We start from the raw sequence: 21,507 nt of genomic DNA, 5'->3' as shown, positions 1-21,507 counted from the left end.
CCTTTAATAGGTATTCGATTGGATATATCTTAATCCTTTATCAAATATCGCTAAGAAAGGTTTTATAAAAAGTTATATAATAATTTCTTGTGAAATATTTTATGAACGTATTGACACACTGGAAGCATTCCAATAAAATGAAAATCGAGATTGATAATCATTTTCAATTGGGATATTGATTTACTATTACCAGTACAAAAGGGAGGGCTACAACATGTCCAGACTGTATGCGGAACAATTACATATTGCTTATGGTGAACGGGACATTGTGAAAGATCTCAACATTTCTATTCCTGATGGGAAGATCACTACGATTATCGGACCAAACGGTTGCGGAAAATCAACGGTTTTGAAAACGTTGTCGCGCATATTAAATCCGAAGTCGGGTTCTGTTTACTTAGATGGAAAAGCTGTGAGTAAAGAATCAACGAAGAAAATCGCACAAAAGATGGCGATCTTGCCACAGTCTCCAGATTCACCAGAAGGACTTACAGTAGGTGAACTTGTTTCTTACGGAAGATTTCCATATCAAAAAGGATTTGGAAAGCTGACAAAGAGGGATTTTGAAGTGATCGATTGGGCTCTCCATGTGACGGGTGTTTCTGAGTTTAAGGACCGTCCGGTAGATGCACTCTCAGGGGGTCAGCGCCAGCGTGTTTGGATTGCGATGGCTTTAGCACAAGAGACAGATATTATTTTGCTGGATGAGCCGACTACATACTTGGATCTGTCTCATCAGTTAGAAGTCCTTGAGTTATTGCACCAGTTGAACCGTGATGAGAAGCGCACGATCGTCATGGTCATTCATGACTTGAATCATGCTGCAAGGTTTGCTCATCATATGGTGGCGATGAAAGATGGCTCGATCTTAAAAGAGGGGACAGCAGAAGAAGTGATGACACGGTCAGTGCTTCGGAACGTTTTCCATATCGACGCTGAGATTGGTGTCGATCCAAGAACGAGAAAACCTGTCTGTCTGACGTATGATCTAATCAAAAATGTTCAGCTAGTTGAGAACTTGGCGTAATTGATCGCCTTTCTTTTTTACTGTTAATTGAGAATGATTTTTATTATCGAATATTTGGGGGATAACAAAATGACGAAACGCACTAAACAACTACTAATAACTTTTATGACAATGCTGCTCGTGTTCGCACTTGCTGCATGCGGAAATAAATCAGAAGAGGGTGCAAGTTCAGGAGAAAAAGACGCCAAAAAAGAAACAAGAATTTATAAAGGCGAGAATGGTGACGTAGAAGTACCAGCTGAACCGAAACGAGTTGCGATGATGGCAGCAACATACGCTGGTAACTTACTAGATTTAGGAATCACGCCGATTGCGGTGAACGAATATCCGAAACAAAACAAATTCTATGGAAACAAACTGGACAAAGCAGAAGTGGTTACAGCAGATTCATATGAAAAGCTTTTAGAACTAAATCCAGATCTAATCATTACGTATTCTGATGACAAAAACATTAAAAAGTACGAAGAAATCGCTCCAACCGCTACAATGACTTATGACAAATACGACTATAAAGAACAGCACGTTGAAATCGGTAAGATGGTAGGCAAAGAAAAAGAAGCAAAAGCATGGGTTAAAGAGTGGGATAAGAAAGCAGCTGAGGCTCGTAAAAAAGTAAAAGACGCGATCGGTGAAGACAAAACGTTCATGGTTATGGAAGCTTACGGAAAAGACATGTATGTGTACGGTGAGAACTGGGGTCGAGGAACAGAAGTAATCTATCAAGCTCTTGAACTAAAAGCTCCTAAGAAACTAGAAGAAGATGTTTTCGGCCCTGGCTGGAAAGCGATCTCTACTGAAACGATTCCAACATATGCAGGAGACTATATTTTTGTTGGAACAGGTGCGGGTAATCCAGATAACTCATTCATGGAGTCAGCTGTTTGGAAAGAGCTTCCGGCTGTTAAGAACGGAAACGCAATTAAGTTCGATTCAGAGTCATTCTATTTCAATGACCCGATCTCACTAGAAAAAGAATTAGATTTTATTGTAGAAGAATTAACGAAAAAGAAATAATAGGTTGTTTTTCTTTTCGCTCCTTCATTGACAAAGTTGATTGGAGTGTAAGATGCGAGACTCCTCGAAAATGAAAATCAATTTTCTTCGTGCGATGAAACGCTGTCGAAGCCTTCCTTGTCCTGCGGGACGAGTGGGACAGGTGAGACGCCTAAAGGCGCAAAGCGGCAGAAGGCTCACCGCCCGCCCCGCGGAAAGCGAGCATCTGGAACGGAAATCAATCACTTACAATAGCAAAAATAAAAGCCTCAAAAAGGAAAATAGGCCATGTTCAAAACAAAGACCAAGCTCATAAAAAATAATAAAGTGTACTCGAGGCCAGCCGTTGGTTTAGTGATTCTGCTTTTTGGATTCATTCTCTTGTTGGCGAGTATGGGTCTTGCGATTTCAGTAGGTGCTGCCCAGATTAATTTTCCGACCGTGTGGAATTCTATCTTAAACTATGATCCTAGCAGGGAAGCGGACCGTATAATAATGAGCCTCCGATTACCGAGGGAGCTTGGAGCTGCGATCGTCGGAGCGGCATTTGCGGTCAGTGGTGCAATCATGCAGGGGATGACGCGAAATCCCCTTGCAGACCCTGGCTTGCTTGGTTTGAACGCAGGAGCGAGTTTAGCTCTAGCGTGTGTGTTCGCTTTTAACACGGGTGCAGATTATTTTACCGTGATGCTAATTTCCTTTATTGGTGCAGGAATAGGTGCAGGCATGGTGTTCGAATTAGGCTCGATGAGCAGAGGAGGACTTTCTCCCATCCGGATCACTCTAGCCGGTGCAGCTGTTTCTGCACTGCTTTCTTCATTAGGAGAGGGAATTGCGCTTTATTTTAAACTCTCACAAGACTTAGCATTCTGGACAGCAGGCGGTGTTTCGGGAACAAACTGGGCACAGCTGAAGCTGATCGTACCTGTGGTCATTGTGGGGATTCTCATTGCCGTTATGTTTTCAAGACAGCTCACGATCCTTAGTTTTGGTGAAGAAGTGGCAAGAGGACTCGGGCAACGCACGCTGCTCACAAAAGTGGTACTCATGACGGTCGTGCTGATTCTTGCAGGTGCAGCAGTCTCACTTGTCGGTGCCATCGCATTCGTTGGTTTGATGGTTCCGCATATCGTACGTTTCCTTGTTGGGACGGATTACCGCTGGATTATTCCATGCTCGGCGATGTTCGGCAGTGTGCTGATGGTGTTGGCAGATACGTTCGCACGGACGGTTAACGCTCCTTATGAAACGCCAGTCGGCGCGGTCGTTGCAATGATCGGTGTTCCTTTCTTCCTATACCTTGCTAGAAAGGGAGGGAGGAAACTGTCATGATGAACCCAGCTCAAATTAAGAGAATTAGAATAACAACGATTGCAGCTATAATTCTGCTTTTAGCCGTTTTTATCATCAGTGTAGCAACAGGTTTTGCGTCACTCACTCCTGCAGAACTGTTTCGGACCATCATCGGACAGGGCACTCCTCGCGAAAATCTGATTTTGTTTGAGTTTCGGCTGCCAAGAATATTTGTAGCGATCTTAGCAGGAATGGGGCTTGCGGTTTCTGGTGCCATCCTCCAAAGTTTGACGAAGAACCCGCTTTCTGACCCTGGTATTTTAGGAATTAATGCCGGTGCAGGTTTGATGGTAGTGGTGTATATCATGTTCTTCACAGTTGAAACATCAAGCTTCTTATACGTTCTGCCGCTCTTTGCATTAGCAGGCGGTATGGCAACAGCGGCCGTCATCTACATCATGTCTTACATAAAAGGCGAGGGAGTCGAGCCAACACGGCTTGTGCTTGTCGGGGTGGGTCTTGCCGCGGCATTATACGGAGCAACGCTAACTTTATCAACAAGATTAGATATGGAAGATTACTCATTTATGGCGAACTGGATAGCGGGAAGAATCTGGGGTGATGATTGGATGTTTGTCCTATCATTGCTGCCATGGATCTTAATCCTGATTCCGATCACAATCTTGAAGTCAAATGTGCTCAATACATTGAACCTTCATGAGAATGTTTCAATTGGTGTGGGAGTGAATGTAGAGCGGGAGCGAATCATCTTGATTGTGATCGCGGTCGCACTTGCATCTGCATCCGTTGCGGTGAGCGGCGGGATCGGTTTTGTTGGACTGATGGCCCCACACATCGCAAGGTCACTTGTAGGTCCGAGGCATCAGGCTTTCTTGCCCGTTGCCGCATTAATCGGAGGAATCTTGCTCCTTGTTGCAGACACGATAGGAAGAGTCGTCCTCGATCCAAGTGGTATCCCAGCAGGGATCATTGTAACGATAATTGGGGCGCCTTATTTTATGTATTTACTAGCCAAAAAGTAATAAAAAAGAAAGCTGCCTTTAAAGGACATGAATTACGTCCTTTACCTTGGCAGTTTTTGTTTATATAATTTCTTTTCCAGTATTAATATCATTATTCTATATTGGCAGTAACCTTAAAATTCACTTTCAGATTAGGATAATATTCATTTCTCCAGTCTTTTAATTCATTGTATGAGAACTGCTGGCGAAATTGTTGGCCAAACCCAAAAATATCAGTGTGATTTTGCTGGGATTGTTTAAGTATGTGGTAAAATCTCTTTTCAGTAACCTTTTCAAGTTCCTTCTTAATTCTCCTATTTGTGATTCCCGCTTTTCTTTCTAAAATGTATATTTTTAAATTTAAGTCGCTTGTTACCAATGGTGTATTGTTATTCAATGATGTTTTATTTTGAATTGAACTGTTGGTGACTATAATACTGGCAAAGCCCAGACTCTCTATTCTTCCTTTTTCATTTTTGTTTTGGAACACATTTACTAATTGACCTTCATCTGGTCTTATCCTTCCAATTAGAATTCCTTTCTTCATAATAGCTGCACCCTCAAATGTTAATACTGTATCTTTTCCCGAACGAACAACAGGAATGGCTAAATCTTTCGTATAGGAATACAGACTTCGATAAACTTCCCAAATAGGAACACTAAAGATCTCTGGTGCCCAGCCAGCTCCTTTATTAAAAAAATCATAAATAGAGGAAGCATGTACACCTAATTTTTTATTAATATTTGATAAAACATTCTCAATGTTATCATCTGTAATGGAGACTAATGCTCTTGACGGGATATCTTCTGAAACCATTAGGAACTTAATAAGTTTCTTTAACTCTTTTTGGTTTTTTGCCAAATTCTTATGAATAACAATTAATCGTATTTGAGAATAATCAATAGCATCTTCGAAGTTTGTACGAAGTTGTCCAAGTACACTTGCAACGGTTTCTCCACTTCCTGTAACGGTTCTTGATAAATGGGCATCTTCTTGTGGGATAGGGATTTGCAAGGTTACTTTATAATCATCATTGTTTTCTTTGGAAATTCCTATCACTAAAGGAAGGGCTCGTTTATCTATATCTTTAATATCCCAACAGCCGGAAAGTAGGATTATCGAAATGCACCCTATCAAAAGTTTGAAACCTCTACTTTTCATATTTCAACACGCCTCTTTTCGACAGGAAACCATAGATGAAAACGATAAATGGAGTAGTAACCATAAAAAAGGATTGAGCTCCTATACTCCACAAAAAGTATTGTTCGTTTAACGATTTATTCGGAACAATCACCGCCAAAACAAAGGAGAGTACAGAAGCCCCAATGATCCAATGAGGGGCTCTCACTTTTCGAGGTTGAAACATTTTCTCCATGACATGACCGATCATCAAAAGGATGACTGCGTTTGCAAATATCACTAATCCGACCAAAGATACACCAAAGAACACTGTTTGCCTGTTAAACGAGAACCAACTAATGTCCACTGAATCCATCGCTTCTAAAAAAGGATTGGAAAGTCTAACAACGGTTTCTTGTCCAAAAATAAACAACGGTATATAAACTACTGAAAGTAAAAATAGTATTACGCTAATCCACGCTACAATAAGCTTGCGGAATGATATGTTTGTTTCAAAAGTGATAAATCCTAAAAATAAAAACGGAGATAATCCCAACAGATAGAAAAATTTTATATCTAACCAAGATTGAATAGGTAAGTCCCAAACTTGCGAAAGATTGTGTAAATCAAAATTTACTGTAGAAGAAAAAATGTTAAAGGCCACTAAGGGAATAACCAATAAGGAGATAAAGACCGAGCAGCGCAAAATGGTTCCAATTCCTTTTGTAGCCGTATATGCCGAAATGAAAAATAATAGTATTAAAATTGACCAATAGGGAGTACGGGGTAGAAATATTGAAATAATGACTTCGGTATGTAGGCGATTATTAAACGCAACAATCAAGATTAAGTTGATAACAAACGGGATGAAGTATAGGAATGTAACCCATCTGCCAAGTTTTAAATAAACTTCAACGACATCACTTTGTGGAAAATAACTTAGACCTTTAAAATACATCCAAATTAAAAACAATTGGAAAATCCCAAGGCACATAACCAACTCCCAATGGGCTGTGTTGGTTATGTCATATATGAGATCAGGAAAGATTAAATAACCAAAACTCAACTGTATGATAATGAATGTTAATCCTATTTGGAGTGGTCGAGTCACTTTATGTCTCCTTTTCATCAATACGAAACGTTGTATAGGGAATGTCGTTCGATGTTAAGCTAGCTAAATATATAATCGTGAAAATTAAACCTATACAGACACCTAGAATCCCAAAAATGGATGCTAAGATTAAGATGGGATACTTTAGTAAACGAATGTACAAAGAGTTTTGCATTCCGATTACTGCAGAACTAGCAATTACAACAGCTGTAATCACGATAACTAATAAATTACTGACCAACTTTGCCTCAACCATCGCTTGTCCCAAGATGATTCCTCCTACCATTGTAATAGCGGGACCAACGCTCTTAGGAAGTCTCACAATCGCCTCTAGTATTAAATCCACGAGAACTACCATAGTAATTGTTTCAAGAAAAGCAGATAATGGAATACCTTCCCTGCTTTTTATTACAAACAATGCAAGATCTGTTTTAAATACTTCAGGGTTGACTGAAACCAAAGCGACATAAAGAGCGGGCAGTATAAGCGTTGCAACAGCTCCTATAATTCTAAAGACTCGAAGCATAATCGACAGTGAAAAGGTAAAATTGCGATCGTTGACACTACTAAACATGTCCCAAAGTAGATGTGGAAAAACAAGCGCAAAGGGACAATTGTCAATAAAAAGAACGATTCTGTTCTTTTTTAAGGAATGAATGGCTTGAATCGGAAGTTCAGTAGAAAACAAATGACTGACAGGACTCAACTTACGTTTACCAAAATGATTATTTAGATCATCAATGGTTCCAATATCTGAATTGATTTGCCTTAACTGTTGGTTGACTCTGTCAACAAGAGCAACTGGGGCACTTCCTTTAATATAAAGCATTGATAGTTTTCTCTTTTCAAGCTTTCCAACTTGATAGGAACAATGGCAAAGGTGTTCAGTACTCAATCTTTTTCTAATCATCCCAACATTAATGTTAATATCATCTCCAAAGGCATCCACTGAAGCTTGAATAGGACTTTCATTCTTAGGCTCTTCAATGCCTCTATTCAGATTTTGGAAGATCGGATCAACAATGGTATTCCATTCACCGTTTTCAGAAATAAGTACTAATTTTCCTTCTAATACTGATTCAATTATTTTTTCTTTATCAACGTTAATCTGGTCACTAAGATTTTTGAAAAGTGCTATTACTGACGGGGATGAAACCGCTATTTGCTGAAGATATAATTTAGATCTTGTTAAATCAACTAGCGTCCTAAATCCAATAAGAGAGATTTCTGTTTTATCTACTAACTCTTTTTCGATGAAAAAATCATCGTGATTGATAAACAAGGATTCCATTTCTTTCACTAAATTCCTCATTAACTCTCCCCTTAACAAATAGTTATCTAAAAAAATTATGTGCAATTAGGAACGTTTATATACGATTACTGATGTATAGCTAACCAAAACTAGCAAGCTTGGTAAATGATTATAAAAACTATTATTTTACTTATTGTTTTTTATCCCAAGAGGACCGTTTCAAATAGCGGCTTTTAAGTTTTAGGTAACTATGTTATTCAGCAACAATCGGGTGCATATCTGTTTCAAGATATGTGCTATTTTTTTAGGTATTGGAAGCTTCGATGTTAATTTCATCCTTACTTAATTAATTAAGAAAGTCTTAAGATTTTTGCTAGGAAATTATAAAGGAATGCCATGTAGAATGAAGATAATTTCAAATATATACCATGCTATAATGCAGAAGGGAGAGTGAGAACATGAATGGATTTACTGTGTTAGTCGTGGATGATGAAAAAGAAATTCGCGATGCCATTGAAATATATTTAAAAAACGAAGGAATAACCGTTGTGCAGGCAAGTGACGGAATTGAAGCGATTGAAAAATTGGATGAGCATCAGATTCATCTCATTATAATGGACATCATGATGCCGAAATTAGATGGCATCTCTACCACGTTTAAAATACGAGAACAAAAAAACATTCCGATCATCATCTTAAGTGCGAAAAGCGAAGATACCGACAAAGTACTGGGACTTCAGATTGGTGCAGATGATTATGTGACAAAGCCTTTTAATCCTTTGGAGCTGATCGCCCGCGTTAAATCGCAGCTCAGGCGGTACGTCACACTTGGTACATATGAGGGGAGAACAGAACTGATCAATCTTAACGGCTTGACCCTTGATAAGGAAGCGAAAGAAGTAGCTGTAAATGGCGATCCTGTAAAATTAACACCTATCGAATATAAGATAGTGGAGCTACTCATGTCTTATCCGGGAAGGGTATTTTCCATCAATGACATTTATGAGCGGGTATGGAAAGAGCCTAGTTATAATGCGGAAAATACAGTTGCTGTTCATATTCGGAAAATTAGAGAAAAAATAGAGATTGATCCGAAAAATCCAAGATATTTAAAGGTGGTATGGGGGATTGGATACAAAATGGAAAAGTAGAATAAAAGTCTCTGTGTGGGTCTTGTTGGTAACCTTTGGTCTAAGCGGAATTCTATCAATATTAGATAATGGTCATTGGTACTTGAATAAAGATTATTTTCATACGGATGATTTCAACATGCACGTAAATGAATTTATAGAATACATCACCATCGCTGATATTAATCATATTTCTGAAAAAGAATTAAAGAACGATATCAAGGTGTCAAAAGAAGAAATTGAGGAACATCGCAATCGCTATGGTACTTTATCGGAACAAGTTACAAACATTAAAGAGCAGTACCAGCCGAAGATAGAAGAAGCTAAAGCTGCAGAGAATAAAGATGTTGTGAAGCTCTATGAACAGCAAAGAGATGAGAAGATTAGCGATATTATTGAAAACTTTAAAAGTGATGAACATGTCAAAGCTAAAGTAATAAAAGAGAAGGAAAAGCAAATTGATGCATTTCTTAAGCAAAGAGAAGAGTTCATTGCCAATTACGATGATAATCTGTTGGGCTTTCACTACTATCTGGAAGATGCGAAAACGGGAGAAGTTTTCACAAATGTTAAAGAAGCCAATAAACCTGAAGATCTGAAGGAACAGCCAAATTTATATACAAAACAATATTCCTCATCCGTAAATGGTTCTTTGCAGTTAAATGGTCTTTATCCATTTTTAGATTTCATACAAGACGAGAACTTTGCTCAAAAACCAAGAATCATTCAAGGGATTATTACATTGCCAAATTCCGGTCCAACAGGGAACTGGATCAGAGAACAAAAAGAAGAATATGAGAACAGGCAAATGTTTTTTTATATAACATCCATAAGCAGTCTCTTAATCCTCTGCTTTGCGGTGTTTTGGGCAAGAAAATTGCATCCGTTCCAGGTGATTGCAGCTTCGGATAAAAGGAACTATTACAAGAGGCTGCCTATTGATATTAAGCTTGTGGGTCTTCTGCTTTCCATTTTCTTGATGGCTGTGGCACTTGTAGCCAATGGCCAGAATTACGATAACCTGTATTTTTCTTTTCTCTATAGCAGCGGACTCTTTGAATTTCTGTTCGCGTTTCTAATGGTAGGGATTACCCTTATACAAATGGTATGGATCTACAGAGAACTCGGCAAAAGACAACTGTATAAAGAAGCTTTCGTAATAAAAATGTCACGATGGTTCTACCGATTAGGGTCAGATGCGTTTTATGATAAAAGTGTGGGAATTCAAATTCTGCTGCTCCTCATTGTGATCTTCTTATCCGGGTTCGGTGCAGGAATCGTTTTTATAGAACCTGAGCCCGATTTGTTTGGAATTTATGCAGTCCTATTTCTTGTTGTCACCATTCCTGTTCTGTTATACATGTTTAAACACATCGGAAATTTTAATCGAATTATTCAACATTCCAATGAGCTTGCGGGAGGAAAACTGGAACAAGATCTTCCTTATAAGGGGAAGTCGTCATTAGCAATGCTTGCTGGGAATCTTAATCTTTTAAAACACGGTGTAAAAACCTCCAAAAAAGCAGAAGCGAAAAGTGAGCGCTTAAAAACCGAGCTGATCACAAATGTTAGTCATGATCTCCGAACACCGTTAACCTCAATCATTACGTATACAGAACTGCTGAAGGCAGAAGGGGTTACAAAAGAGGATCATGATTCTTATTTGGAAATTATCGACCGCAAATCAAAACGGCTAAAAGTCCTTATTGATGATTTGTTTGAAGCTTCTAAAATGGCAACCGGAAACATTGAACTGAATAAACAAAAAGTAGATATTTTACAGCTGCTGCAGCAAGCACTGGCTGAATACAATGAAACGATAAAAGAGTCTTCATTAACCTTCAGACTTGCAACTCCTAAAAGTCCAATCTTCACATATGTAGACGGACAAAAGATGTGGCGAGTATTTGATAATTTAATTGGTAACGTTCTAAAGTATTCGATGGAAAACACAAGAGTCTACGTTTCCGTTGTTCATGAAAAACAGAAGGTACTGATTTCTTTTAAGAACGTTTCTAAATATGAGTTAGGCGCAAACATTGAAGAATTGTTTGAACGATTCAAGCGAGGAGATACTTCCCGTCATACAGATGGGTCGGGTTTAGGTCTTGCCATAGCGAAATCCATCGTAGACCTTCACGAAGGAAACATGGAGATTGATGTAGATGGAGACTTATTCAAAGTCACGATAGAATTGGATGCAATGGAGTCATGAAGATGAACAAGAAACTTTTTGTTGGTATAACAATTGTAATATATAGCATATTTGGGTTTGCCGATAATGCTGGAACCCCGGGACTTAAAGAATCGATTCAAACGAAACAAATCTCTGAGATTGCTGAATGATTAGGTGAACGACCAGATGGAATTCTGGTCGTTTTGACTTTTCGTATAAAAATGGATCTTCTTTCATAGGTGGGAAAGAGCTTAATTATTGATTTCCTTTATTCTCTGCATTTTTTACGGATTCACTTAATTTATTCATTTTCGAATTAAGAACCATACCAAAGACAAAAGAAGTAACAAGACTCAGGATAGTAAAGAAAATTATTGCTGCAAAGCCAGTTTCATTACGCATAACTAAACCTCCAAGTGATTGTTAGATTTAGTTAGTATTTGTTTTCAACTATCTTTTATCCCATCAAAAAAGAGGCTGCCGGCAAAAAACGATCCGGTCAGCTTCTTTTACTTTTTATTGTTAAGTCTTCAACAAATACCAAAGCATGTTCGTGAATAACTGAGCTTGTGATTGAACGGGAGTCTCATGGAACAGCTTCTGAAAAGGTTTTAACAATGGCTGAAGAACGACTTTACGCATTCTTTCACGCTGTAATTCACCAACGATGACATCGAATAAATCCTGCTGTTCTTCGTTAAAGGTGTGATGATCCTGCAGCTGAATCGCAAGTTTCATGACATCTTCCTTGGTTACGACATTTCTACTCACATTCGTTCGGAGCAGATCTATAGCTGAATGATTTACCATCACTTTCTGATTCATAATCATTTTGGGCGCGATCAATTCGATATACGACAAAATAGTATCAACCACTTCATTTAATGAATACGTACTGTTTGTAACTCGCAACGTAAATAACATATGCTGCACCATGCCAAAAAACAATATGGTCGCTTCAAACGCGTGATCGCGAATGTCTTCACCCATGATATCTATAAAGCGATTCGACAGCCATTCCATCTCATAAACACGATGCTGCATCACCAATTTTTTCAGGTCAGCTTCATTGGATGAAAGAATAGCCTCAAAAAGCGGTGTTACATTTCGCTCTTGATTCAAACGCATGATGATTGTGATCTGGTCGATAAAAACTTGGCGGTCACTAGGATCCTTGCCGATCTGCAGCGCGATCCGCTGCTGGCTTGCATCATAGCGCAGGAACTCCAGTATATCTGCAATACAATCACTCTTCGAGGAAAAATAATTATAAAACGTACCTTTTGAAATGTTCGCTTTTTCAATGATCTCCTGTATAGAGGTTTGCTGAATACCTTTTTCTATAAACAGTCTTAGTGCAATGTCCGCTACTTTTCTTTTCTTATTATTCATGTATTCAAGCCATCCCCTTGGTTTTCTTCTACTTGTAGTATAAATTTCTTCTGCTGGAAAAACAAATATTTTTTAGACTCTTAGTATAAAAGTGTTGCCTTTTTTGAACCTCGAGTATAAACTTAATAAAGTTAAGTATTAATTTTATAAAACAGAGGGGAAAATACATGAAAAATACGGATACAGCTTTAGAGCTTAAAAAGCCTCCTTATCTAATGCTCGCTATTTTGTTCGTCGGAGCATTTGTTTCGTTTTTGAACAACTCATTGCTGAACGTAGCACTTCCAACAATTATGGTGGATTTAGAAATAAAAGATTACTCAACGGTACAATGGCTCGTAACAGGCTTCATGCTTGTCAGTGGAGTATTAATCCCTGCATCAGCCTTCTTGATCACACGCTTTTCAAATAGGGCACTTTTTATTTCTGCAATGGCTATTTTTACATTGGGAACAGCTATTTCAGCGTTCGCACCAAACTTTGGTCTGTTACTGACAGGACGAATGATTCAAGCTGCAGGTTCTTCCGTTATGGGACCGCTCTTAATGAACATCATGCTCGTCAGCTTCCCGCGCGAGAAGCGGGGAATGGCGATGGGGATCTTTGGTCTGGTTATGATTACAGCCCCAGCGATCGGACCTACTTTATCTGGATATATCGTAGAATACTATGACTGGCGTTTGCTTTTTGAAATGATTCTGCCTTTAGCGATCATAAGTTTATTGTTTGCAGTATGGAAACTCGATAACGTGATGGCTCAAAACAAAAAGGCAACACTTGACTACACGTCACTCGTCTTATCAAGCATCGGGTTCGGTGGCATTCTTTATGGGTGCAGTACCGCTAGTTCAGATGGATGGACGGATACGATCGTACTCAGCACACTTATTACGGGCGGCATCGCATTAATTCTGTTCTTACTGCGCCAACTCAAACTCGATGAGCCGCTATTAAACATTCGTGTTTATAAATATCCCATGTTTGCACTCGCTTCCGTGATTGCGATTGTAAACGCAGTAGCGATGTTCTCGGGCATGATCTTAACTCCAGCTTATGTACAAAGTGTTCGCGGCATTTCCCCATTAGACTCTGGTCTAATGATGCTGCCGGGTGCGGTGGTGATGGCGATCATGTCACCGATCACTGGGAAGCTGTTCGATAAATTCGGACCACGTGCATTGGCAGTAGTGGGATTATCGATTACAGCTGTCTCCACATACATGCTCGCACACTTGGATGCTCAATCGGCGTATTCATATATCATCTTTGTTTACTCACTTCGCATGTTCGGACTTTCGATGGTAATGATGCCGATCATGACGAACGGTTTAAACCAGCTGCCCACGAAACTTAATCCGCACGGTACAGCTGTCAATAACACGGCACAGCAAGTGTCTGGTTCGATCGGAACAGCAATCCTTGTGACACTCATGAACTCTGTGACAAAAACAGAAGCGGAAAGCTTGATGAGCGGAGTAGATCCTGCAACGATAACTGAAGCATCAACCGCTGCTTTATCGCAGCAAGCTTTATTGTCCGGAATCCAATATTCCTTCTATGTTGCATTAGGGATGAATTTAGTTGCACTATTGCTAGCACTGTTCGTGAAACGGGTAGATACAAGTGCAGAAGCTGTTAACAAGATAGAAAATCAAGGCAAACCAGTAGTAAAGCCTGTAACAAATTAATAAAAAATACGAGCTGATACAAAGGGATCAATAAACTCTTTTGTGTCAGCTTTTCTTATGTGGATGGATGAAAAAAATGAGTAATCCGCAACGGAAAAGCAATACTAAAAAGGAAGTTCAGAATTTAAGGAGGGAATGAGATGACGAATCGTAACGGAAGTGTAGGAAGCCAAAATCAAGGTTCACCAAAAGCGCAGCACGATCAAGAATTTGCAAGTGAACTGATAAGCGGCAACAACAACAAAGGAAACGAATATCGTTCCAAAAAGGGAAGTAAGTCGAAGGCAAAACCAAAGCAGAGCGAATAAAAAATCGTGAGGAGTTATTCTCACGATTTTTTGTCATTATGTCTACAAATAAGAGGCACGGATTTACTTACGAGAACGCCCGCCGCCCCAACCTCCAAAATATTGTTGAAGCCACCATGGCCAGCCTTGTTGACCACCTTGCCCCATCTGTCCTTGCTGCCCCATTTGGCCGCCCATCTGGCCCATCTGTCCGGGCTGACCCATTTGGCCACCCATCTGACCCATCTGTCCGGGCTGCCCCATTTGGCCGCCCATCTGACCCATACCAGATCCGAAGACTGGAGGAATTGGTCCTTGATATGGAGCAATTCCGTACATATCAGTTTCATGTACTTGTAAAGCTCTTACTCCACTAGGTGTAAATACGTTAAGGGTTGCCATCTTGCTGGCTTTATCATATTTAACGACTTGTGCCACTACCTGCCCGTACCCTGTAATGGCAGTCGTAATATATTGACCAATAAATTGTTCAATCGTGCTACCTGGTACTAAATACGCTCTTTTACCTTGAAACAAAAAGATCCATCCTTTATATAAATTTTCTTCCGTATATGTATATGTTTATGCATTTGATAGGTATGGACGAGAACCTAATATTTACTGATTAATATGAGAATCGGATTTTTCTGCGTAGGGTTCATGGTTTCAAGAAGATTTTACTTTTGTCCACACGCATCCAAAGATACACCATATATTTATAACAAGAGAATTTATTTAGAAAGGTTTGCTTTAAGTGTTTCAAAAAAGGTTAACTTATGATGAAGTAAAGAGTTTAGTAGGTCAGTATGGTACGACTCATCTTTTAGGTTATGGTGAAGCTATAGTTAAAATAACTGGTTATGAAATTGACCCTTCTGGTACAAAGGTAGCCAAATTAATTATATTTCTCCCAGAAGGCGAAATTAGTGGGTATCGTGCAGTTGAAGATATGGTGGGCTGGACTCCTTATCATGGTCCAATTCCCCCTCATTTTGGCGGTCTTCCTGGCGGCATGGGAGGTCAGGGGTATGGTCAAGGACAATCTTTCCCATCACCTTGGGGAGGCCAAGGTACACCTGGCGGCTGGGGTACTTGGAATTGAAACCCGAAAACACGTTGATTTGTTAAAAAAAGAAGCCACCTAATTCATATGCGAATTAGGTGGCTATTTTGAATTGCTTATATATTGAACTTAGTAAAGAACTTCATGAAGAAACTTTTCCAATACGGCAACATCCGTGATCTTCTTGTTACATTCTTCGCTGTCCACACACATATAGTTTCCGATCGCTTTATAGTAATCAGGTGATGCGTTCGCCGGTTTATATTTAGTGATCGCTGAAAATAGCGCTACATCTCCAATCCCATTACATAAAAAGCATACGCCTTTGCTTGCAGGTGTGTATCGACCTTGAATGCCCACTGTTTGGCCGTTCAGATGATAGACGATGAACAGCTTTTGAGTGGCGATGTCCACCCAGCCGAGGTAGCTGATCTTGTGATGATCGATCACATTTAAGTTAGGTGTCTTTAACTTCTTGTTTTTCGGGAACAACTTCTGAATCTTTTTTCCAGTTACTTGCGAAAATGCTTCTAAATAAGGTTCCAGCGAAAAGAAGTATTGCTGAAATTCTTCTGTTTTACGCAATCCCACAAACTTTTCTAACGTATGTTTTTGAAGATCAGATAGTTCCGGAAATGAATCCGAAATTTTACATAAAGCGTTGAACTCTACGGCTTCAATAACTTTAGGGTCAGCACCGTTATTGCAGGCATGCTGCAGCTGTCCGACCTGTTTTTTGATGAGGTTATATTGATGGTTTCTAATGAATGGTGTATTCATTGCTTTTCAGCTCCTTTTGTTTTAATAAAAATAAAACAAGCTGCAAAGCCCATTATTAGAAACGATAACTGCTCTCGGGCGACAATCCTACTAATTTCGATCCGCCCATACAAAGTATCGCCCTAACAACAAGGCTTTGCATGAGCAGGTTTTGATTACGGCAAACTGATTTGCCATTTCCATCACACTCCAATCATCACATTTTATTATAAAAAGTATTCTGGGGAACTGCAATTGAAAACATCCGAATCAGCAATGTGGAAAGTGGTTCATAAAAACCCCTTTATTATTTACTAGAGAATTACCTTTAGAACCTAGTTTTAAAGTACCGGTATCCATTTGAATATTGAGACGTTTTGTTCTTTTATTTTCGACACATTTTTCCTAGAATGGACCTGTTAGAGCAATCTAACAAAAAATAAGGTTGAGGAGGAATGCGCACTTGAATAATATCATGAGCAACGAACAATTGATTTCCGCTTATCGGGATGCCTTGAAATCAGGAAAAGACAGTGAGCTTGCAAAACACCTTAAAGATGAAATAAACCGACGCGGATTAAAGCCTGTTGTCAATTCATAATGAAGATCGAGCCACCTTTCTATTTTTAGGAAGGTGGTTTTTTATATATGCCATACAAATAGAGTACCAATTTCACGCACTTCCTCAAGCAAAAGAAGTGCTTTTTTAGTGCTCGTAAAAGGTTACAGGTTTACGTTTAACGCGGTTAAGGTATGGAACAAATAGAGTCATTAGTAGTTGGATAGGAGGATTTTAGATTTGGATTCCATAGAAAATTATCTTCAAGAACACATGCAGGAGATGAACGATTTATTAGAGGAGCTCGTAAATATTGATAGCGGATCTTATTATAAAGATGGGGTGGATGAAGTCGGCTCTATCATCAAAACAAAATTTGAAGAGCTTGGCATGTATGTGAAAGTCCACCGTGAGGCTGAATATGGAAATCACCTTGAAATTAAATCAAGTGAAGAAGCGGAACCAAAGATTTTAATCGTTGCCCACATGGATACCGTTTTTCCAGTTGGTGATGCGGAGAAGCGCCCCTATAAGATCATTGATGATAAAGCGTATGGGCCAGGGGTAAGTGATGAAAAAGCTAGCCATGTAGCTGTCCTTTATGCGCTAAAAGCTTTAATAGAAAACGGATCAGACGCTTATCAAAATGTCCATATCATTTTTAATAGTGATGAGGAAATTGGCTCACCTTCTTCTAAATCGATCATTAAAGGAGCAGCGAAGGGAAAAGAATATTCCCTCGTAGTGGAATCTGGCAGACCGAATGATGGGGTAGTCACCGAAAGAAAAGGGGCAGGAAGTTATACGTTCGATGTACAGGGGAAAAGTGCCCATGCGGGAGTGGAGCCGGAGAGAGGGAAAAGTGCGATTGAAGAACTGGCTTATAAAACGATCAAGCTCCAGAAATTAAATGATTATGACAGGGGAATCTCTGTCAATGTTGGCTTAGTCGATGGCGGAACTTCTACCAATACTGTGCCCTCTGAAGCTAAAGCTTCTGTCGATGTTCGATTTAAAACGAAAGAGCAAGGAAAAGAAATCGCAGCAGATCTATCCGAAATCGCTTCTGAGGAAACCGTAGAAGGAACACGCACAGAGCTGACAGGGAGCCTTGGAAGACCGCCGATGGAAAAGGTCCAAGGGACAGAACGATTGATGGATGCCATCCGATCGGTGGGTAAAGAATTGGGAATGGACATAAGGGAAGAGAGTACGGGCGGCGGTTCAGATGCAGCCTATACATCGACCGAGAATGTGCCGACAGTTGATGGAATGGGGCCACTTGGGGAATTCTCGCACAGTGAAACCGATGAATATGTTGATTTGCCTTCCTTTCCCAAGCGTACAGCCCTTTTAGCCAAGACAATCGCCCGTTTAAGCAACGGAAATCAATAGTCCCAAGAGTAAAACTAATCAAGTGCTTAAGTCACCTTCTTGTTATAGAGGGTGGCTTTTTTTAGCCTAATTGATCTTGATACTACTGGAACCTATTCAGACGAACAAGGAAATCTTTAGAAATTGTCGAAAAAATAGAGCAGGTAAAACTTAAAGTAATAGGATTGCAAAGTACTAAGTAAAAGATTTCATCACGATATATATATTGATTGCGAACAGGCTGTTTATGCAACAAGCGTAGCAGGAAGGGAAAAATTTTAGGGGATCTACATATCAAAAGAAGGAGTAGATTTGTATGCTGTTTATGTTGATTGTCAAAGCCTCTGAGAATTCGGAAGGTGGAAATCTCCCGAGTCCTGAACTTATTGAAGCCATGACGAGATACAACGAAGAATTAGTTAAGGCAGGCGTGCGGGTTATGGCTAAAGGACTACAACCAAGTTCAAATGGAATTCGCATTTCTTTTCCGAAACCAGGAGAAAAGCCGGTGGTTACGGATGGACCATTTACGGGATCGAAAGAATTAATTGCCGGGTTCATTCTAATTGATGTGCAGTCGAGAGAAGAAGCCATCGAGTGGGCCATGCGGATGCCCGACCCACAAGGACATGGGGAAGGTCAGATTGAATTGCGACAAGTATTTGAGTGAGGCTTAATTAGAAGGAGAAAAAGTATCATTCAGTGACTAATAGATGATTTTAAATGTAAAAAAATTCACTTTAGGAGTGTGAAAACATGGTACATGCAAAAGATTTATTGTCTGATCAATTATTGGCTAATGCAAATGATCCGAGCTGGTATGATCCGTTTTCCGACTCGGTTAAGAATCTATCAGAAGAACAAGCCTTTTGGAAACCTGACGAAAATTGTAATAGCATTGCTGAAATTGTGCAGCATCTGCTTTATTGGAATGAAACATGGCAAACCAGGTACAAAAAATCTCATGTTAATGCCGTACCGTCCATAGGTGACAATAATAAAAGCTTTGTCATACCGGAAAATGAAAATTTTATCCACTTGAAAGAACGCCTTTTAGAGGTTCTTTTGCAATGGCAAGAGCTATTAACGGAAGAAAAACTTGAAAGTGAAGTTAATGGTTTTCCTGTGCCTGCGAAATGGTGGGAGATCATTGGAAACGTTGCAACACATAATGCTTATCATATTGGGCAGATCATTTTTATTCGAAAACTGCAAAAGAGCTGGGAAGTAGAAGTTGTTGAAGCATAATTAGATTATCTTTTTTGAATAAGATAACGGCGCGACCCAGAACAAGGAAAGCGTCTTTTATAATTAAATAAAGCATGAGGTGAATTCTCATTATTTTGGAATGATTATTATTGAGCAATCGTGCAGGATTCTTGAATAAAGTTATTTACTTTTTTATCAATAAGGATTGAGAATGATGAATAATAAATCAAATCGTTTTTTATGTTTCATAGAAAAAATTATTAAAATTTAATGGAATCATTTAGTTGAGCCTCGTTTGTAAGGGTGTCTTTTTTCAAGAAAGTTTGAAAGCCAAATGTTAGCGGCAAAAACAACGATATAAACGAAAAAAGAGAAATACAATTTCCAACCTGTATACGTAAAAACATGAAATTTTACTGAAATCCATTCTATAGAAATCGCTACCCCAGCCCAAAAAATAATATAAAATAAACCCTTTAAGCCTTTAGGTTTTTTATATTGATAGAAGTTTACGACAAAGTAAGGAAGAGTTGGGTAAGTTACAAAATGCAAGATTACATCAAATAGTTCATGGGTGTAATGATCGATTGTAAAATAAAAGTTGTAAGGTTTTATACTTATGGTGATATCGGCCATCAAAGCAAGAAAAACATTAAATGTCCAAATAATAACGATGATAACAGCAGACAAACGTCTAGGTAATTTATAGACCAGGAATAAGGTAATTATTGTCGATAAGATAATAAATATTTCGTTCGCATCAAATTTCTCAGGAAGAGGTAATATCATATCGTGTCCACCTCTTTGTTTCTAGTAATAAGTTTTTCTAAATAAAATGAATAGATAGCCAGTAATAAAATGATCAGACTATATCTCACATACGAATAAAATACGTTCCAATTGACCCATTCTAAATATCCAATATGAACAAAATATATTTCACTTGAAACAAGTGCGGTTAAGAAGATAAAGAGATGAATAAGTTTACTAATCATACTTCTTTTAGAGAATAAAATGTAAATTAACCATAAAAGTAACGCTGGTTTAAGTGAGAGCTCTGGGAACTTTTGTGTCCAAAAAATTAAGGTGCTTGTGGGATCCTGTTTTGTTAATTTTAAATTCAAATTAATGATCACACCTGTATTTGTAATAAGAATATTAGAGAAAAAATAACAGCCCAAGATATTTGTTACGTTCATTTTCTTCATCAAAATGTAAAAGGAACCAAAGGATATTATGGCTAAGACAATAAAAAGCCACAATGTTTTCATATAAGTCACCAACTTTATTAATATAGATATTAGTTTTCACATAAATTAGCTGAAATACACGAAGAAAACAAATCGCAACAGGATCGTCTAATAACTCAATAAAGGAGTAGGTTACTCTTTATTAAATCTTCAAAATTGGGGCATTTCTTCAGAAGGAGAAGTGCTCTTTTTTATTGAAATTAAGGTACAGCGTTCTTTAAAGGGTGACTGCAAAATGTGGAGGTCTTGTTAATGATAAAAGGTATGAATGTTTATATAAATCCGGTGGATCGGAGTGAAGTAGAATCTTTACTTGAACTTGAAACAAGGAACAAGGATTTTTTTAATCAATATGCCCCAAATCGTGATGCTGATTTTTATACGTTGGAAGGACAAGTGAAAAGACTCGGAAAAATGGTGGAGAACAGAGAAAAGGATTTAGGATACTCATTTGGTATATACCTCAATGAAAACAATGAACTCATCGGTCAAATTGGTTTTTTCAAGCTGGAAAGAGGTCCTGCGCAAAAGGCGATGGTTGGGTACTCTCTTGATAAAGAGTGGAACGGGAAGGGCTATATGACAGAGGCACTTAAATTAATCATTGACTTTGGATTCAATCAGATTAATTTGCACCGAATCGAAGCTGAAGTAATGCCTCGTAATATTGGATCCATAAGAATATTAGAGAAGGCAGGATTTCATAAAGAGGGAATTGCAAAGAAAAATGTGATGATAAACGGGAAATGGGAAGACCATCAAGTACTTGCGATCATTAATAATAATTATGAAAAAGAATAAA

At 38.8% G+C, this 21,507-nt stretch carries 23 protein-coding genes; 15 read left to right on the top strand and 8 right to left on the bottom strand.

The window, feature by feature from the left end; genetic code table 11:
• Positions 1-214: 214 nt before the first annotated feature.
• The 4 genes from EV282_RS13665 to EV282_RS13650 all read left to right on the top strand — a co-directional run bounded on the left by EV282_RS13665 (position 215) and on the right by EV282_RS13650 (position 4,356).
• Complete coding sequence (locus EV282_RS13665) at positions 215-1,027, top strand: ABC transporter ATP-binding protein (protein WP_130296327.1); 813 nt, start codon at positions 215-217, stop codon at positions 1,025-1,027.
• Between the two features lie 69 nt (positions 1,028-1,096).
• A complete protein-coding gene (locus EV282_RS13660) occupies positions 1,097-2,041 on the top strand; it encodes an iron-hydroxamate ABC transporter substrate-binding protein (protein ID WP_130296326.1) in 945 nt (314 codons plus the stop codon).
• Positions 2,042-2,308: 267 nt separating this feature from the next.
• A complete protein-coding gene (locus EV282_RS13655) occupies positions 2,309-3,352 on the top strand; it encodes a FecCD family ABC transporter permease (protein WP_130296325.1) in 1,044 nt (347 codons plus the stop codon).
• Positions 3,349-4,356, top strand: a complete 1,008-nt coding sequence (locus EV282_RS13650) for a FecCD family ABC transporter permease (protein WP_130296324.1) — start codon at positions 3,349-3,351, stop codon at positions 4,354-4,356. Before EV282_RS13655 ends, EV282_RS13650 begins: the two co-directional genes overlap by 4 nt.
• 91 nt (positions 4,357-4,447) lie before the next feature.
• On the opposite strand, the gene EV282_RS13645 is transcribed toward EV282_RS13650, so the two are convergent.
• Genes EV282_RS13645 through EV282_RS13635 form a run of 3 tightly spaced genes read right to left on the bottom strand, consistent with a single transcriptional unit; the run spans position 4,448 to position 7,878 of the window.
• Entirely contained in the window at positions 4,448-5,497 is a 1,050-nt protein-coding gene (locus EV282_RS13645) for a Ger(x)C family spore germination protein (RefSeq protein WP_130296323.1), read from the bottom strand.
• Positions 5,487-6,584: a GerAB/ArcD/ProY family transporter gene (locus EV282_RS13640; protein WP_130296322.1), complete on the bottom strand. Its 1,098-nt coding sequence runs from the start codon at positions 6,582-6,584 to the stop codon at positions 5,487-5,489. Before EV282_RS13640 ends, EV282_RS13645 begins: the two co-directional genes overlap by 11 nt.
• Positions 6,568-7,878, bottom strand: a complete 1,311-nt coding sequence (locus EV282_RS13635) for a spore germination protein (protein ID WP_130296321.1) — start codon at positions 7,876-7,878, stop codon at positions 6,568-6,570. The genes EV282_RS13640 and EV282_RS13635 overlap by 17 nt, the downstream gene beginning before the upstream one ends.
• 398 nt (positions 7,879-8,276) lie before the next feature.
• On the opposite strand from EV282_RS13635, the gene EV282_RS13630 reads away from it, so the two are divergent.
• From EV282_RS13630 to EV282_RS20610, 3 genes are read left to right on the top strand one after another with little or no spacing between them, the layout of a single operon-like run.
• Positions 8,277-8,969, top strand: a complete 693-nt coding sequence (locus EV282_RS13630; RefSeq protein WP_130296320.1) for a response regulator transcription factor — start codon at positions 8,277-8,279, stop codon at positions 8,967-8,969.
• Positions 8,947-11,163: a sensor histidine kinase gene (locus EV282_RS13625; RefSeq protein ID WP_130296319.1), complete on the top strand. Its 2,217-nt coding sequence runs from the start codon at positions 8,947-8,949 to the stop codon at positions 11,161-11,163. The genes EV282_RS13630 and EV282_RS13625 overlap by 23 nt, the downstream gene beginning before the upstream one ends.
• A complete protein-coding gene (locus tag EV282_RS20610; RefSeq protein WP_278043773.1) occupies positions 11,160-11,294 on the top strand; it encodes a hypothetical protein in 135 nt (44 codons plus the stop codon). The genes EV282_RS13625 and EV282_RS20610 overlap by 4 nt, the downstream gene beginning before the upstream one ends.
• 85 nt (positions 11,295-11,379) lie before the next feature.
• Here EV282_RS20610 and EV282_RS20305 read toward each other — a convergent pair whose 3' ends face one another.
• Together EV282_RS20305 and EV282_RS13620 are read right to left on the bottom strand one after the other, a co-directional pair.
• Complete coding sequence (locus EV282_RS20305) at positions 11,380-11,526, bottom strand: hypothetical protein (protein ID WP_165389465.1); 147 nt, start codon at positions 11,524-11,526, stop codon at positions 11,380-11,382.
• Between the two features lie 120 nt (positions 11,527-11,646).
• Positions 11,647-12,516 (bottom strand): TetR/AcrR family transcriptional regulator, encoded by an 870-nt coding sequence (locus EV282_RS13620; protein ID WP_130296318.1) that lies wholly within the window; start codon positions 12,514-12,516, stop codon positions 11,647-11,649.
• A gap of 167 nt (positions 12,517-12,683) precedes the next feature.
• Between EV282_RS13620 and EV282_RS13615 the strand changes: the two genes are divergently transcribed.
• Positions 12,684-14,204, top strand: a complete 1,521-nt coding sequence (locus tag EV282_RS13615; RefSeq protein ID WP_130296317.1) for a DHA2 family efflux MFS transporter permease subunit — start codon at positions 12,684-12,686, stop codon at positions 14,202-14,204.
• A 140-nt stretch (positions 14,205-14,344) separates the two neighbouring features.
• Positions 14,345-14,512: an imidazoleglycerol-phosphate dehydratase gene (locus EV282_RS13610; RefSeq protein WP_130296316.1), complete on the top strand. Its 168-nt coding sequence runs from the start codon at positions 14,345-14,347 to the stop codon at positions 14,510-14,512.
• A gap of 63 nt (positions 14,513-14,575) precedes the next feature.
• Here EV282_RS13610 and EV282_RS20450 read toward each other — a convergent pair whose 3' ends face one another.
• Positions 14,576-15,028: a hypothetical protein gene (locus EV282_RS20450; RefSeq protein WP_207224303.1), complete on the bottom strand. Its 453-nt coding sequence runs from the start codon at positions 15,026-15,028 to the stop codon at positions 14,576-14,578.
• Between the two features lie 217 nt (positions 15,029-15,245).
• Here EV282_RS20450 and EV282_RS13600 point away from each other — a divergent pair, with 217 nt between their 5' ends.
• Positions 15,246-15,593 (top strand): hypothetical protein, encoded by a 348-nt coding sequence (locus EV282_RS13600; RefSeq protein WP_130296315.1) that lies wholly within the window; start codon positions 15,246-15,248, stop codon positions 15,591-15,593.
• Positions 15,594-15,683: 90 nt separating this feature from the next.
• Here EV282_RS13600 and EV282_RS13595 read toward each other — a convergent pair whose 3' ends face one another.
• A complete protein-coding gene (locus EV282_RS13595; protein ID WP_130296314.1) occupies positions 15,684-16,334 on the bottom strand; it encodes a FusB/FusC family EF-G-binding protein in 651 nt (216 codons plus the stop codon).
• 442 nt (positions 16,335-16,776) lie between these two features.
• On the opposite strand from EV282_RS13595, the gene sda reads away from it, so the two are divergent.
• The 4 genes from sda (at position 16,777) to EV282_RS13575 (ending at position 19,494) form a co-directional block, all read left to right on the top strand.
• Positions 16,777-16,914 carry a sporulation histidine kinase inhibitor Sda gene (gene sda, locus EV282_RS13590; protein WP_347400188.1) on the top strand — a complete coding sequence of 46 codons (138 nt, stop codon included), beginning with the start codon at positions 16,777-16,779 and terminating at the stop codon, positions 16,912-16,914.
• Positions 16,915-17,112: 198 nt separating this feature from the next.
• Positions 17,113-18,267: a M20 family metallopeptidase gene (locus EV282_RS13585; protein ID WP_347400187.1), complete on the top strand. Its 1,155-nt coding sequence runs from the start codon at positions 17,113-17,115 to the stop codon at positions 18,265-18,267.
• A 295-nt stretch (positions 18,268-18,562) separates the two neighbouring features.
• Positions 18,563-18,916: a YciI family protein gene (locus EV282_RS13580; RefSeq protein WP_130296313.1), complete on the top strand. Its 354-nt coding sequence runs from the start codon at positions 18,563-18,565 to the stop codon at positions 18,914-18,916.
• Between the two features lie 86 nt (positions 18,917-19,002).
• Positions 19,003-19,494: a DinB family protein gene (locus tag EV282_RS13575; protein WP_130296312.1), complete on the top strand. Its 492-nt coding sequence runs from the start codon at positions 19,003-19,005 to the stop codon at positions 19,492-19,494.
• A 237-nt stretch (positions 19,495-19,731) separates the two neighbouring features.
• Here the strand turns inward: EV282_RS13575 and EV282_RS13570 are convergent, their stop codons facing one another.
• Complete coding sequence (locus EV282_RS13570; protein WP_130296311.1) at positions 19,732-20,244, bottom strand: hypothetical protein; 513 nt, start codon at positions 20,242-20,244, stop codon at positions 19,732-19,734.
• Positions 20,245-20,957: 713 nt separating this feature from the next.
• Here EV282_RS13570 and EV282_RS13565 point away from each other — a divergent pair.
• Entirely contained in the window at positions 20,958-21,506 is a 549-nt protein-coding gene (locus EV282_RS13565) for a GNAT family N-acetyltransferase (protein WP_130296310.1), read from the top strand.
• The last annotated feature ends 1 nt before the right edge of the window (position 21,507 follow it).

The organism is Fictibacillus sp. BK138 (genome assembly GCF_004216955.1).
Classification (GTDB): domain Bacteria; phylum Bacillota; class Bacilli; order Bacillales; family Fictibacillaceae; genus Fictibacillus.
This window is presented reverse-complemented; position numbering and strand designations above follow the sequence as displayed.